This is a genomic window from uncultured Brevundimonas sp. (genome assembly GCF_947305955.1).
Classification (GTDB): Bacteria; Pseudomonadota; Alphaproteobacteria; order Caulobacterales; family Caulobacteraceae; genus Brevundimonas.
Genome location: NZ_CAMZFB010000060.1, coordinates 1 through 15005, shown reverse-complemented (window position 1 = coordinate 15005; position 15005 = coordinate 1). Strand labels below are relative to the sequence as shown.

Sequence of the window (15005 nt, the reverse complement as noted above, 5' to 3'; positions counted from 1 at the left end):
CCGACTGGATCGGCAGCGGTTTCACATCCTTACCGATGTCCGGCACCTTGGTGGTCGCGCGCTCGGCAAAGAAGAAATAGCGCTGTGCCGCGCTCTCGGTCGATGCGGCCAGCTCCTCGAACAGCTCGAACTCGCGCTTGATACCGTCATCGAACGGCAGCTCCGCCGCCGCTTCCACGGCCTTCACAATGTTGAACGGTGCCTTGAAGCCACGGAAAGCACGCGCATTCTTCTTCAGGAAGTCCGCATAGATTTCCGGCTTGCCACGGGCAGCCTCAACCTTGTCTTGCTGGTCGCGCACGCGGCTCAGCGGAGCGGTGGCGTGTTCGGCAATCAGCGCCTCGCAATAGGCGATGGCATCCTCGCGCAGGCGGCCTTCCTCGGCCAGCTTGTCGATCAGCCCCAACTCCAGCGCCTTCTTGGCCCCGATCGGCTTGCCCGAGGTGATGATGTCCAGCGCCGCTTCCACGCCTACCAGACGCGGCAGGCGCTGCGTGCCCCCGGCCCCCGGTAGAACGCCCAGATGCACTTCCGGCAGGCCCACCTTGGCCGACGGCACAGCGATGCGGCGGTGACAGGCCAGCGCGGTCTCAAAACCACCGCCCAGCGCCGTGCCGAAAATCGCGGCCACGACCGGCTTTTCGCGGTTCTCCAGTTGGTCGAACACATCGTTCAGACCCGGCTCCTTGAACGGCTGGCCCAGTTCGGAAATGTCGGCACCGGCGAAGAAGGTGCGCCCCGCACAGGTCAGGACAATGCCCTTCACCTGATCATTGGCCAGCAGGTCTTTCAGCCCGTCATTCAGCGCCACACGCACCGCATGACCCAGAGCATTCACTGGCGGGCTGTCGATGGTCAGAATCCCGACCTGACCCACAACCTCGACCGAACCAACTGAGCTCATCGCCCTTCTCCCTCACCCTGATTTCGACGCGACTCTTCTTCGTCGCTTGCATAATCGAACTGACATAGATCGCCGGTCTTCGCAACGCCCGTCGGGGCGTTCAAGACAGGGCGAAAGCCGCGCACGCAGCCTCCGCCCCGTTTGGCCTTAGCGCGGAGCCATACGGATGGCGCCGTCGATACGGACGTCCTCGCCGTTGAAGTACGGGTTACGCACCATCTCGAGCGCCAGCGAGGCATATTCCTCGGGATTACCCAGACGCTTCGGATGCGGCACACTGGCCGCCAGCGCCGCCTTCACATTCTCAGGCGCCGCGTTCATCAGCGGGGTGTTGAAGATACCCGGCAGGATGGTGTTCACGCGGATCGCCTCGTTCATCAGGTCACGCGCGATCGGCAGGGTCAGACCCACAATGGCGGCCTTGGATGCGGTGTATGCCGCCTGCCCCATCTGGCCGTCCTCGGCCGCGACCGAGGCAGTGTTGATGATGACGCCGCGCTCGCCATCCTCCATCACGTCCAGCGACAGCATGCCCTGCGCCGACTTGGCCGCGCAGCGATAGGTGCCGACGAGATTGATCTGGATGATCTGGTTGAAGGCCTCGATCGGGAAATGCTTGGCTTCGCCCGTCTCGCGGTCGCGCCATGCGGTCTTATAGGCATTACCCGTACCGGCGCAGTTGATCATGATGCGCTCCTGCCCATGAGCCGCACGCGCTTTCTCAAAACCGGCATCGACCGAGGCCTCGTCGGTAACGTTCACCTTGCAGAAAACGCCGCCGATTTCCTTGGCCACGGCCTCGCCCAGTTCTTCGTTCAGATCGAAAAGCGCGACCTTCACGCCCTGCGCCGCCAGCGCCCGCGCCGTGGCTGCACCCAGCCCGCTTGCACCACCGGTCACAACCGCAGCCTGTCCCTGAAACTTCATCGCATTCCCTCCGCTTGGACGCGCTTACAGCGCCTCTATAATGGTGACATTGGCCAGACCGCCGCCTTCGCACATGGTCTGCAGCCCGTATCTCTTGCCCCGCGCCCGCAGCGCGTGGATCAGGGTGGTCATCAGCTTGGCCCCCGTCCCGCCCAGCGGATGGCCCAGCGCAATCGCACCGCCATTGACGTTCAGCTTGGCAGGGTCCGCCCCCACCGCCTTGGCCCACGCCATGGGGATGGAGGCAAAGGCCTCGTTGACCTCGTAAAGATCGATATCGTCGATGCTCAGGCCCGCCCGCTTCAGCGCCAGCTTGGTCGCATTCAGCGGCGCTTCCAGCATGATAACGGGGTCTTCGCCGAAAACAGTCATCTGATGCACACGCGCCAGAGGCTGCACGCCCAACTGCTTCAGACCGCGCTCGTTGACAACCAACAGCCCCGCCGAGCCATCGCACATCTGGCTGGCATTGCCCGCCGTGATCGCCCCGCCTTCCATGAGCGGCTGCAAGCCTGCCAGACCTTCCAGCGAGGCATTGGCCCGCACGCCCTCATCGGCGTCGTGACGGACGGCATTGCCTTCCCTGTCCACGCCATCCAGCACAAGGATCTCGTCCTTGAAGGCCCCGCTCTCGATGGCGCGGGTCGCCTTCTGATGGCTCTCCAGCGAGAACTGGTCCATCGCCTCGCGGCTAAAGCCGTGCTTTTCGGCAATCGCCTGCGCGCCGTTGAACTGGCTCCACACCACGCCCGGATAACGCTTCTCCATCCCCGGCGAGGTCGAGCCCCCCAGACCGGCCTTCAGCGACAGCGTTAGCGGCGATCCCATCGGCACGCGCGTCATGCTCTCCACGCCCGCCGCGACCACCACATCCATGGTGCCGCTCATCACGGCTTGAGCCGCAAAATGCAGCGCCTGCTGCGATGACCCACACTGGCGGTCGATGGTTACGGCGGGAACGCTTTCGGGCAGTTTGGACGACAGCACCGCATTGCGCCCGACCGAGTTGGACTGCTCGCCGCCCTGCGACACACAGCCCATGATCACGTCCTCGATCAGGGCCGGATCAATGCCGGAGCGCACCACCAGCTCATCCAGAACCGCGCCCGCCAGATCGGCCGGATGCCATTCGCGCAAACGCCCGCCCTTGCGGCCGCCCGCCGTGCGCACAGCCGATACGATATAGGCCTCGCCCATCGCTCAAATCCCCGAAATCAGTTGGAAACCAGCGCCGACAGACGCTGACGGATAAGCGCCTCGGCCTCGTCGATGATGCGGTCGACCAGCTCCTGCACGCTCGGCACATCGTGGATCAGGCCCTGCACCATGCCGGCGGTCCAGATGCCGTGCTCGGTGTCACCCGACGCCAGACCTTCCTTGCCGCGCACGCCCTTCACCAGATGCGCCACATCCTCGAACGGACGGCCTTCCTTCTCGGCGGCGATGACCTGCTGGCTGATGGCGTTCTTCGCCACGCGGGCCGAGTTGCGATAGGTGCGGAAGATGATGTCGGTGGCCCGTTCATCATTGGCGACCATGGCCTGTTTGAAAGCGTCGTGGATCGGCGCTTCCTTGGTGGCACAAAAGCGTGTGCCCATGTTCACGCCGTCTGCGCCCAAGGCCAGCGCCGCGACCAGACCGCGTGCATCGCCAAACCCGCCCGACGCCAAAATTGGCACTGACAGCTTGTCCGCCGCCGCCGGAATAAGGATCAGGCCGGGAATATCGTCCTCGCCCGGATGCCCCGCACACTCAAAGCCGTCGATAGAGATGGCATCCACCCCCATCCGCTCGGCCGACAGGGCATGCCTGACCGCCGTGCATTTGTGGATGATCTTCACCCCATGGATCTTGAAGTGGTCGATGTGCTCCTGCGGCTTGTAACCCGCCGTCTCGACCACCTTCACACCGCTCTCGATGATGGCCGCGCGATACTCGGCATAGGGCGGCGGATTGATCGACGGCAGGATGGTCAGGTTCACCCCGAACGGCTTGTCCGTCATCTCCCGTGTACGGGCGATCTCCTTGGCCAGCGCCTCGGGCGTCGGCTGGGTCAGGCCCGTCAGGAAGCCCAGCGCCCCCGCATTGGCCACCGCCGACACCAGCTCCGCCGTGCCGACCCACTGCATCCCGCCTTGCGCAATAGGATGCTCGACCCCGAAGGCCTCGGTAAATCGCGTTTTCAGCAAGGCGTCCCTCCAGCGAGTGGAAAACTAATTGATCAGTGAATATTAAGGCCGGATACCGCTACGGAAGGCAAGCCAATTTAATCGTACGATTGAATTTACTGCCTCCCCTATGCGATTCAGCGATATTCCGGCTCGTCGGCCCACGGATAAAAGTCGGGCATGTCGCCCGAAACCGTCTGCGGCCATACCGCCGGACGCTTCTCCAGAAAGGCCGCGACGCCTTCCTTTGCATCGGCGCTGCGACTGCGTGACAGGATGCCCCGACTGTCGATCTGGTGCGCCTGCATCGGATGGTTGAACCCCAGCCCCTGCCACAGCATCTGGCGGGTCAGCGCCACCGAGACAGGGGCCGTGTTGTCCGCGATCTCGCGTGCGATCCCGCGTGCAACATCCAGCAACTCTTCGGGGGCATGCAGCGAACGGACCAGCCCGCCCTCCAGCGCCTCTTCCGCCCCGAACACACGCCCGCTCGCACACCATTCCATGGCCCGCGAAATCCCCACCACACGGGGCAGGAACCAGCTCGACGCCGCCTCCGGCACAATCCCGCGCCGCGCAAACACCAATCCGAATCGCGCCGTCGTCGAGGCGATCCGGATATCCATCGGCAGGGTCATGGTCACACCCACCCCCACCGCCGCGCCATTGATCGCGGCAATCGTCGGCTTCAACGACCGATAGAGGCGCAGCGTAATCAGCCCACCGCCATCACGCGCCGCCGGATCGGAATAGTTCAGCGACCCGTCGGCATTGACCAGACGCGCCTCGGCGGTCTCGTCCACAAAGCCGCCCGGCCCGCCCGAGATATCGGCCCCCGCGCAGAACGCCCGCCCCTCGCCCGTATAGATCACCACCCTGACCGCATCATCGGCGTCGGTCAGGTCCACCACCTCGATCAATTCCTCGATCATCTTGGGCGTACAGGCGTTCATCTTGTCCGGTCGGGACAAGGTCACCGTGGCGATACCGTCCGCCACCTCGTACTTCAGGGTTTCAAACGGCACGATCAGGCTCCGGTAAACTGGGCTGGACGCTTCTGGACAAAGGCCATCACGCCCTCCACGTGGTCCTTGGTCTGACCGACCTTGCGCTGGGCCACGCGCTCTGCGGACAGGCTGTCGGCAAAGCTGCCGTCCACCGCCGTCCACGCCAGCTTGCGGATTTCGCGCAGCGATGCTGCCCCGCCGCCCAACTGCCCCGCCAAGGCCACCGCCTCGTCCAACAGGCGCTCGTCGGAAACGACACGGTTGATCAGACCCCAGTCCAGTGCCTTGGCCGCCGGAAGACGCTCGGCCAGCAGCATCATCTCCATCGCCCGCACGCGCCCGATCGTCTTGACCAACAGGGCGGTCGAGCCGCCATCCGGCACCAGACCAACCTTGGCAAAGGCCTGCAGGAAATAGGCTTTTTCGCTCGCGATGATCAGATCACCCGCCAGGGCAAAGCTGGCCCCTACGCCTGCTGCCGCACCATTCACCGCAGAAATCCACGGACAGGCCAGCTGCGTCAGGCGCACCATCAAGGGATTGATATGGGTCTCCAACCCGATACCGGCGTCATAGTCCGCCTCGCCAATCCCCGTCAGGCCACCGCCCGCCAGATTGGCTCCCGAACAGAACCCCTTGCCAGTGCCGGTCAGGACCATGGCCCGCGCCCTGGCTTCCACCTGATCCAGCGCCGCCGACAGTTCGTCCATCACCGCCAGCGACACCGCATTCAGCGTCGCCGGATCATTCAGCCGCACAACGGCAACATCGCCGTGCCATTCCAGTTCGACCAGTGCCATGGGGCCCCTCCCTCATTCACGACGGCACATACGCGCCGGACAGGGTCCCATTGCCGCACATGTCACGCGGTTACGTCAATATTATTTGTTCGATTGATTAAACTCTGTCGCGATCAGCGCATCTCGACCGTGCGGCGGCGTACCGACTGCAACATCCGCTCCAGCCGATCGACGAACTTTCTCGGCCGTTTGCGCTCGCGCCGTTCCATATCGGCGGCCCACTGCGCCCACATGGCCGTCATCAGCAAGGGGTGGCGGTCATACTGATGGACAATCGGACTCGCACTGCCGTCAGGGTTCTGGATACGCCCGTCCACGATCCTGAGGCGGCTGGACGGCACCATCCCCAGCGTCGCCACCCGCCCGTGATTGGCCTTCACTTCAGCTTCCAGCAGGTCCAGATGCACCGCCAGATTACAGATCGCCTGATCCGCCCCGAACGCCCCGCCAATCTCCGAGCGCGGAATAGCCCCCAGCATCAGGTTCAGACGACAGAACCGGATCAGATCGCGCCTCGGCCCCACCACCGTGCCCACACAGATGCAGGGCTTGTCCGCCACCATCTCACTCAGGCTCTCGCCCGCCACAGCGCGGATGTATTTCATGTTGAAGCCATGCGCGGCCAACGGCTCGTCGCATTCGGCATAGAACTCCAGCCCCGTCGGCGCAGGGGTCAAAGGGTCGCCCTGAAAAACCACATCGCGCACGTCGGTCAAAAGGGCGTTTCGCACCCAGGGCCGCTGTTCAAGAAGGATAGCCGCGCCCGCAAAGCGCGAAACGACAGGATGAGGGACCCAGTCCACCTCTCCGTCTCTGACGTCCGGCGGATCGACCGCCTCGACATCATGCGATTTCAGAAACGCCCGAAGCTCGGGCTCGTCGTCCACAACAAGGGTGATCGCCCCTTTGTAATGTGAACGCAATGAACGGACGAAGATGGCGATGTCCGCGACGTCGTACCCCGTCGCATATCCCAAAACCAGATCCTGCCCGTCCGCCGCGATAGCTGAGGTAGCCCCCCTCACCTTCGCCAGCGCGGCGGCGAGCCAGCGTAGATACGCTGACTTCACCGCCGGTGAACTCATTTAGCCTCGCATGTAATCCGCAAAACGCTGGAACAGGTACAGGCTGTCCGTCGGCCCCGGAGAGGCCTCGGGGTGGTGCTGTACCGAGAAGACCGGCTTGCCCGTCAGGGCGATGCCGCAGTTGGTGCCATCAAACAGGCTGACGTGGGTTTCCTCCACGCCTTCCGGCAGGCTGGCCTGATCCACGGCAAAGCCGTGGTTCATGGACACGATCTCGACCTTGCCGGTCGTCAGGTCCTTAACGGGGTGGTTCGCGCCGTGGTGCCCCTGATCCATCTTGATGGTCTTGGCACCCAGCGCGATGGCCAGCATCTGGTGGCCGAGGCAGATACCCATGACGGGCTTGCCGCTGGCGACCAGCTTCTTGATTTCCGGCACGGCATATTCGCCGGTTGCCGCCGGATCGCCCGGACCGTTCGACAGCAGAATGCCGTCCGGATTGCGGGCCAGAACCTCTTCAGCAGTCGTATTGGCCGGAACCACAGTGATCTTGCAGCCGGTCGAGGCCAGAGCGCGAAGGATGTTGCGCTTCACGCCATAGTCGATGACCACGACGTTCTTGTCGGTGGCGTCCACCTTGGCAAAGCCTGCCGGCCATTCCCACTCGCCCTCGTCCCATTCAAAGGCCTGAAGGGTGGTGGCTTCCTTGGCGAGGTCCAGACCGACCAGACCCGACCAGTCGCGCGCCTTGGCGACCAGGGCGTCGATGTCGAACTTGCCTTCCGGATCGTGGGCGATGACGGCGTGCGGCGCACCCTTGTCGCGGATCAGCTGGGTCAGGGCGCGGGTGTCCACGCCGGCCAGCGCCACGATGTTGCGCGACTTCAGCCATGCGTCGAACGAACCGCCCGAACGCCAGTTGGCCGGCTCGGTCGGCACGTCGCGGAAGACTGCGCCCACAGCCGCCTTGCCAGCGACTTCCGTCACCTGCTCGATGTCCTCGCCGTTCACACCGACATTGCCGACGTGCGGGAAGGTGAAGGCCAGAATCTGGCTCATATAGGACGGGTCGGTCAGGATCTCCTGATAACCGGTCATGGCGGTGTTGAAGACCACCTCGCCCAGCGCCGATCCGGTAGCACCGGCACCGACGCCCGAAAGCACCGTGCCATCAGCCAGAACGAGAACACCCGTCGCACCGGACAAAATCTTGGACGTCATGGCACGGGCTCCTAAAGCGGGGAAAACAGTAGATAAACGGCGGGGTCACTAAGAACTATGCGGGCCACGGTCAACCCGCCTTCTGTCTTATCCCTCTATGTTATCCAGTTTCGTGTCATTGGTGCGGCCAACCCAGCACCAGGCCAGCGAAGTCAGTGCGAAGAAGGCCAAGCTTGGCAGGACATAGTCCCCGGCCGCCGCGACCACCGCAAAGAACGAGAAAATCAGCCCGCAAACGCCGACGAGACGCCACGTCCAGCTGTTGGAAATCGTCAGCAGCGACATCGAACAGACGGCATAGAGCACCAGCGTCAGAACCGACGTCACCCCGATCAGCATCTCGAACTGTTTGCCAAGGCTGGGCTGCACGCTGATCAGCACCAGAACGCTCATCAGAACACCCATCATCAGCGGATTGGTCCACGGGGTCTTGCCCTTGACCTTGCCGCCGAACAGACGCGGCAGCCAGCCGTTCTCGGCAGCGGCACGCGCCGTCTCGCCGCCCGTCATGGTCCAGCCGACAATGGTGCCCGTCGTCTTGATGACCGCACAGGCCGCCACCAGGCCCGCGACCGAAGCCCCCATCACCCGCGCCACCAGATCGGCAAACGGGCTGGTCGATTCCGCCAGCACGCCGGCAGGAATCACGCCGAACACCGCCACACAGGCCAGCACATAGATGACAAAGGCCAGCATCACGCCCGCTACCGAGGCCAGACCCACATCACGCGCCGGATTGCGAACCCGCGACGTCAGGGCCGCCGCACTCTCCACACCCAGAAACGCCCAAAAGATGATGGCCAGCGACGCCGGAACCGACTTGGTCAGCGGTTCGCCCGACGGGCTCCAGCTGGCAGCGAACACCTCCGGCTTGAAGGCAATAGCCCCTGCAATAATGGCCAGAACGATCGGCACCAGACCCAGCACAAGGCTCAACGCCCCGAAGCGCGCCGCCGACTGCGTACCGCGCGCATAGATGGCCGTGGTGATCCAGATGATGGCCAGATTGGCCACCGCCCCCCACACCGGCTCCTTCAGAACCGGAAAGAAGAAGGCCAGATAGCCGACCGCAGCCACGGCTACGGCCACATTGCCAACCACACAGGCCGCCCAATAGAACAGCCCCGCCTGATAACCGAGGAAACGCCCCACACCGGCCGAGGCGAAATCGGCCAGACCGCCCGCCTTGGGCAGATAACGACCCAACCCGCCGAACATCAGCGCCAGCAGGACCGCACCCACACCACACACCACCCAACCGACAAGGCTGGAACTGCCCGTCGGCGCAAGGGTCACCGGCAGCAAATAGACTCCGGACCCGATCATATTGCCCGCCACGACAAGGGCGGCAACGGCCCAACTCAGGCGGCGGGTGTTATCGGAAGGCAAGGCATCAATCTGGCTCATAGCTCGCCCTTACCGTGTTTTTGTCGCCTCGTCGCTATTCGCCGTTTGTCGGCACCCCCCGCCTCGCGCATAGAGTGGCTCAACATTGTCTTAGACCGAACGCCCATCATGCCCATCACCACCCTTGGCCTCGATGCCGACGACACCCTCTGGCACAACGAGACCATCTTCCGCCTCAGCCAGAAACGCTTTGTCGACCTGTTGTCCGACCACGCCGACGAGCCGGTTATGATGGAGCGCCTCGCCTCGACCGAGCGCCGCAACCTGCGCCTCTACGGCTACGGCGTAAAAGGCTTCACCCTGTCGATGATCGAAACGGCAATGGAGCTGTGCGACGGCGAGGCCCCCGCCTACATCATCCGCGAGATTCTGGCCGCAGGCCGCGAAATGCTGAACCACCCGGTCGAACCGCTACCGGGTGTCGAAGAGGCCGTGGTCGAACTGGCCGGACAATACCGCCTCGTCCTGATCACCAAGGGCGACCTGATCGACCAGGAACGCAAACTCGCGGCCTCGGGTCTGGGCGAGCATTTCTCCGCGGTCGAAATCGTGTCCGAAAAGGACCGCGCCACCTATGAGAGAATCTTCGAACGCCACGGCCTTCGCCCCGAACAGACCGCCATGGCCGGCAATTCCATGAAGTCGGACGTCCTGCCCCCGATCGAGGCGGGCGCATGGGGCATCCACATTCCCTACCACATCACCTGGGCCCACGAACTGGCCGACGCCCCCGAAGGCCACCCCCGCTACGTCAGCCTCGCCAACATCGGCGAACTCCCCAACTGGCTCCGCCATATAGAATAGAAAGTCCTCTCAATATAGCCAAGCTTAGAACAATCTTGGCTATACAACGGTCATAAAAGTAATGGTAAAGCTTAGACACAATATAGCCTTAATTACTTCAATTCCGTAACATGATTGCCACAACTTCACATTGAACACTCATAGTTGACACATTTAGAATACGGCTCAGCTTGACCTAAGTCGTAGTTAAAAAGCCTTTGGAAAACCTAGGTTCGATTACCTTCAGGCTTTCAAAAGGCTTCCCCCAACTATGCGTAATATTCGTATCCACCTTCTGGCAACGACCGTCCTCGCAGGCGCTCTGGCCGCGACCGGTGCTACCGCACAAACCGCGCCCGCCCCGACCGGCCAAGACCAAGCGTCCGATCTCGGCGAGATCGTTGTCACCGGTTCGCGTATCCGTCGTAACGTCGCCAACGCCCCGACCCCGCTGATCCAGGTTTCCCAAGAAGAAATCCTGTCGACCGGCCAAACCAGCGTCATCGACTATCTGGCGACCATTCCGGCCCTGTCGAACTCGCAAGTTCCGTCCGACACCACCGGCTCGTCGCTGAACACCGGCGGCCTGTCGCTGGCCAACCTGCGCTCGCTGGGTGCCGGCCGCACCCTGACCCTCGTTGACGGCCGCCGTCACGTCGGTTCGTCGGGTGGCGAACTGTCTGTCGATATCGACGCCATTCCCCGCCTGCTGATCCAGAACGTCGAAATCATCACCGGCGGTGCATCGTCGGTTTACGGTGCCGACGCCGTCTCGGGCGTGCTGAACTTCATCCTCAAGAAGGATTTCGAAGGTCTCGAGATCGACGCCAACTACGGCCAGATCAACGACAACGGCGAAGCCACCCGTCGCGTCTCGGTGCTGGCAGGCAAGAATTTCTTCGACGACCGCCTGAACATCTATGGCCACGCCGAGTACGAAAAGGTCGATGAAGTCCAGTCGCTGGACATCGACTGGATCCGTCGCGCCCCGATCCGCCTGGGTGTGGATGCCGACCCGAACTCGGCTGTCTATGACGGCATCACCGATGCCCAACTGTTCTTCGGCGTGAACCGTCTGGACATCCTGCCTTGGGGTCAGACCACCCTGGCCAACCTGCAGCAGCCTTCATCACTGGCCAATCCGAATGTGGCCTACCAGAACTGCTTCCCGGGCGGTGGCTTCAGCTACGCGGCCAACTGCTACGGCATCATGCCGGGCAAGACCTTTGTGTATGACGGCGCAACCGGCCGCCTGGCAAACTTCGGCCAGCGCGTCGGCAACACCGGCATCAACCGCCCGTACAACATCGGCGGCGACGGCATGCCGCTGGGCGAGGTCGCTGGTTACAGCCGTATCCCGGAATCGGAATCGCAGCGCTATCAAGTCGGCCTGAACTTCCGTCTTACCGACTCGGTCAACTTCCACGCTTCGGCCAAGTATGTGACCGAAGACACCTATATGCGCGGCCAGCCGACCTTCTTCGATATCGACCTCGATAACGATTCCTACGCCGCCAACGACACCAACTCGATCTGGGGCACCTCGGCCTTTGACCTGCGCTGGGATGACAACGCCTTCCTGCCGCAGAACATCAAGGACGCCATCGCAGCCAACCGCATCGACATCTATGCACCGCCGACCGCTGGTGCACCGGGTCAGCTGATCGAATCGCGCGCCCTGCCGCTCGCCCGCCACTCGCTGTTCGGTCCGGATCGTTCGCAGACCAACTCGCGTGAGCTTCAACGCTACGTCGTCGGCTTCAACGGCAGCCACGGTCAGCTCGGCTTCATGAAGTCGATCGACTGGGACATCGGTTATACCTACGGCAAGGTCGAGGTCGAGAACATCGAACGCGCTGTCGACACCCAGCGCATGGCACTGGCCGCCGACGCGGTCTTTGACACCGCTGGCGTCCTCGGCACGCCCGGTGCCATCGTCTGCCGCTCGACCCTGCTGAACGCCCAGGGCCTGCCGGTGGCCGACAAGCATCGCGGTGGCGATCTGAACGACACCGAATACGGTCGCCAGTCGCTGGCCGAATGTACCCCGCTGAACGTCTTTGGCGCTGGCAACCAGTCGGCCGAAGCCCTTCAATACGTCGACGCCTTCGTCCGCGTCGAAGAAATGAACGAACAGCACCAGGCCATCGCCTCGATGTCGACCGAGCTGTGGGACCTGTGGGGCGCTGGCAACATCGGCTTCGCCTTCGGCGGTGAGTACCGCAAGGAAACCACCTCCGCCCTTGGCCGCTCGTCGACCGCTGGCGACCGTCTGCTGTTCCTGAACACCGGTGCCGACTTCCCGGAAGTCAGCTATGACTCCAAGGAACTCTTCACCGAGCTGTCGATCCCGCTGTTCCGCGACAGCCGTCTGGGTCAATACGCCGAGCTGAGCGGTTCGTACCGCTGGGCCGACTATTCGACCGTCGGTGACGTCGACGTCTATGGCGTCAACCTGGTCTACCGTCCGATCCCGGACATCACCTTCAAGACCTCGTTCAACACCTCGGTCCGCGTCCCGAACCTGGGCGAAAACTTCTCGCCCTACGGCCAGACCTTCGCCAACAGCTTCGTTGACCCGTGCGCTACCGCCAACATCGTCGCTCTCGACGACCAGGCCAAGAAGGCGAACCGTATCAAGAACTGTACGGCACTGGCTGCCGAACAGGGCCTGAGCTTCGACTTCGCCGGCGCCACCGACACCAACGTCGACGACTTCCGTCCGAACTACACCTCGGGCATCGCCGGCGTATCGGGCGGCAACCCGAACCTGCAACCGGAAGAATCGGAATCCTTCACCTTCTCGACCGTCCTGCAACCGCGCTTCATTCCGGGCCTGACCCTGTCGCTGGATTACTATGACATCCGCATCGACAAGGTCATTGCCTCGGTCTCGGCTGCCGGTGCTGCTGCCAACTGCGTCGACGGTGCCGAACTGAACATGGACGCCTGCTCGACCATCTTCCGCACCAACCCGGACATCCCGTTCGGCATGGGGGCACCGTCGGGTGACCCTATCGGTGGCTTCATCCAGCGCTCGTTCAACTACGCCGCGCTGGAAACCAAGGGCCTGGACTTCGGTGCATCCTACAGCTGGGATACGGCTGACTGGGGCAAGAACTGGGGTCGTTTCGACTACCGCCTGAACGGTGGCTACCTGATCGAACAGCGCCAGTACCTGAACGAAGCCGATCCGGGCGACTACGATGAACTGGCCGGCAGCGTCTTCTACCCGCGCGTCCGTCTGACCTCGTCGCTGACCTGGAAGCCGGATGACCGTTGGAACATCAACTGGACCGCTGACTGGCAGACCGCACAGAACATCGTCCGTCCGCGTGACTTCGTGAACAACGCCGACAGCCGTCTGGGCGACCAGCTGGATACCGGCAACTTCACCCGTCACGACATCACCGTCCGCTACCGCGTGCGTGATGACCTGACCCTGCGTGCCGGTGTGGTGAACGTGTTCGACGCTGAACAGCGCGACATCCTGGGCACGACGATCAACTCGAACTTCGACCCGTACGGTCGTCGCTTCTTCGTCGGCCTGAACTTCAAGCCGTTCTAATCCCGACAGTCATCTGACTGACACCTTTACGGGCGGTCCCTTTACGGGGGGCCGCCCTTTCTTTTGGCCACACCACAGACACACTTCCCCACCGCTCGGTCCCCCAAAACCCACATTGGTCGGGTTTTCCCCGTTCGAGCGATGTTTGCCCCTTGCCGTCAGGGTCAGGCGTCTCTAAACGGGCCGCTTAACCGACAACCCAAACGGACCGGCCCGCGAGGAAGCTCGTGAGTCCGGTTTGTCGTGCGCGTGGAGACCTTCGCTGTACTCAGATCAAAGCCATGAGGAAAAGGACGCCATGGTGCGCGCCGCTCTCGCCGAAAAAGGCGACAGCGGGATCACGCCGCGCCACACCCTGTTCTATTTCTATGGCGACGAGGATCTGCACGGCGATCTCTGCGAAGTCGCGCGCCGTGCCGGGTTTCTGACGCGGGGCCAGGGCGATATGACCGTCCTGGAAACAACCATGCCGGTCGACGAGGCGTCCTTCGCGCCTGTGTCGGCCATGATGCAATCCTGGGCCGCGGCCTTCCAGCTCGACTACGAGGGCTGGGAGTGCGTGGTCGTGAACTGAGTAGACGCCGATGCCCAAGCGTACAGACATCCAGTCCATCCTGATCATCGGCGCTGGCCCGATCGTTATCGGCCAAGCGTGTGAGTTCGACTATTCGGGCGTACAAGCCTGTAAGGCGCTGAAGGCCGAGGGCTACCGCGTCATTCTGGTGAACTCGAACCCGGCCACCATCATGACCGACCCGGAGGTGGCCGACGCCACCTATATCGAGCCGATCACGCCGGAAATGGTCGAAAAGATCATCGCCAAGGAACGCCCCAACGCCCTCCTGCCGACCATGGGCGGCCAGACCGCGCTGAACACGGCACTGGCGCTGGAATCCTCGGGCGCGCTGGCCAAATATGGCGTTGAGATGATCGGTGCCAAGGCCGAGGTCATCGACAAGGCCGAAGACCGCCAGAAATTCCGTGACGCCATGGACAAGCTGGGCCTCGAGAGCCCGCGTTCGCGCGCCATCCACCACATCGACGAAGCCGACGACGCCCTGGCCTTCGTCGGCCTTCCGGCCATCATCCGCCCGTCCTTCACCCTCGCCGGTACCGGCGGCGGCATCGCCTATAATGTCGAGGAGTTCCACGAGATCGTGGAGCGCGGCCTCGACCTGTCGCCGACCACCGAAGT

General features: G+C 63.0%; 12 protein-coding genes and 1 pseudogene. 4 read left to right on the top strand and 9 right to left on the bottom strand.

The genetic code is table 11. The features are described from left to right. The 9 genes from Q0Y42_RS12785 to Q0Y42_RS12745 form a co-directional block, all read right to left on the bottom strand. On the bottom strand, positions 1-904 hold a 904-nt coding region (locus Q0Y42_RS12785; protein ID WP_297804369.1), incomplete at its 3' end, for an enoyl-CoA hydratase-related protein. Positions 905-1051: 147 nt separating this feature from the next. Beyond that, positions 1052-1831 carry an SDR family NAD(P)-dependent oxidoreductase gene (locus Q0Y42_RS12780; RefSeq protein ID WP_297804367.1) on the bottom strand — a complete coding sequence of 260 codons (780 nt, stop codon included), beginning with the start codon at positions 1829-1831 and terminating at the stop codon, positions 1052-1054. A 24-nt stretch (positions 1832-1855) separates the two neighbouring features. Further along, positions 1856-3028 (bottom strand): acetyl-CoA C-acetyltransferase, encoded by a 1173-nt coding sequence (locus tag Q0Y42_RS12775; protein WP_297804365.1) that lies wholly within the window; start codon positions 3026-3028, stop codon positions 1856-1858. 17 nt (positions 3029-3045) lie between these two features. After that, on the bottom strand, positions 3046-4020 hold the full coding sequence (locus Q0Y42_RS12770; RefSeq protein WP_297804363.1) for a nitronate monooxygenase family protein: 975 nt from the start codon (positions 4018-4020) through the stop codon (positions 3046-3048). Between the two features lie 116 nt (positions 4021-4136). Beyond that, entirely contained in the window at positions 4137-5030 is an 894-nt protein-coding gene (locus tag Q0Y42_RS12765) for a crotonase/enoyl-CoA hydratase family protein (protein WP_297804371.1), read from the bottom strand. Next, a complete protein-coding gene (locus Q0Y42_RS12760) occupies positions 5027-5806 on the bottom strand; it encodes an enoyl-CoA hydratase-related protein (protein WP_297804361.1) in 780 nt (259 codons plus the stop codon). Before Q0Y42_RS12760 ends, Q0Y42_RS12765 begins: the two co-directional genes overlap by 4 nt. A 113-nt stretch (positions 5807-5919) precedes the next feature. Then, positions 5920-6891, bottom strand: coding sequence for a hypothetical protein (locus Q0Y42_RS12755; protein ID WP_297804359.1), 972 nt, complete (start codon positions 6889-6891; stop codon positions 5920-5922). Further along, positions 6892-8052, bottom strand: coding sequence for a glutamine-hydrolyzing carbamoyl-phosphate synthase small subunit (carA, locus tag Q0Y42_RS12750; RefSeq protein WP_297804357.1), 1161 nt, complete (start codon positions 8050-8052; stop codon positions 6892-6894). A gap of 87 nt (positions 8053-8139) precedes the next feature. Then, positions 8140-9459 (bottom strand): amino acid permease, encoded by a 1320-nt coding sequence (locus Q0Y42_RS12745; RefSeq protein WP_297804355.1) that lies wholly within the window; start codon positions 9457-9459, stop codon positions 8140-8142. Positions 9460-9567: 108 nt separating this feature from the next. Here Q0Y42_RS12745 and Q0Y42_RS12740 point away from each other — a divergent pair, with 108 nt between their 5' ends. From Q0Y42_RS12740 to Q0Y42_RS12725, 4 genes and pseudogenes are all read left to right on the top strand, one after another. Then, the gene (locus Q0Y42_RS12740; RefSeq protein ID WP_297804353.1) at positions 9568-10263 is read left to right on the top strand and encodes an HAD family hydrolase; all 696 of its coding nucleotides are present in this window, start codon (positions 9568-9570) and stop codon (positions 10261-10263) included. Positions 10264-10513: 250 nt separating this feature from the next. Next, positions 10514-13810: a TonB-dependent receptor gene (locus Q0Y42_RS12735; protein WP_297804351.1), complete on the top strand. Its 3297-nt coding sequence runs from the start codon at positions 10514-10516 to the stop codon at positions 13808-13810. Positions 13811-14108: 298 nt separating this feature from the next. Next, positions 14109-14384: a hypothetical protein gene (locus Q0Y42_RS12730; RefSeq protein ID WP_297804349.1), complete on the top strand. Its 276-nt coding sequence runs from the start codon at positions 14109-14111 to the stop codon at positions 14382-14384. A 10-nt stretch (positions 14385-14394) separates the two neighbouring features. Next, positions 14395-15005: pseudogene (locus Q0Y42_RS12725) on the top strand (carbamoyl phosphate synthase large subunit); the annotation flags it as partial.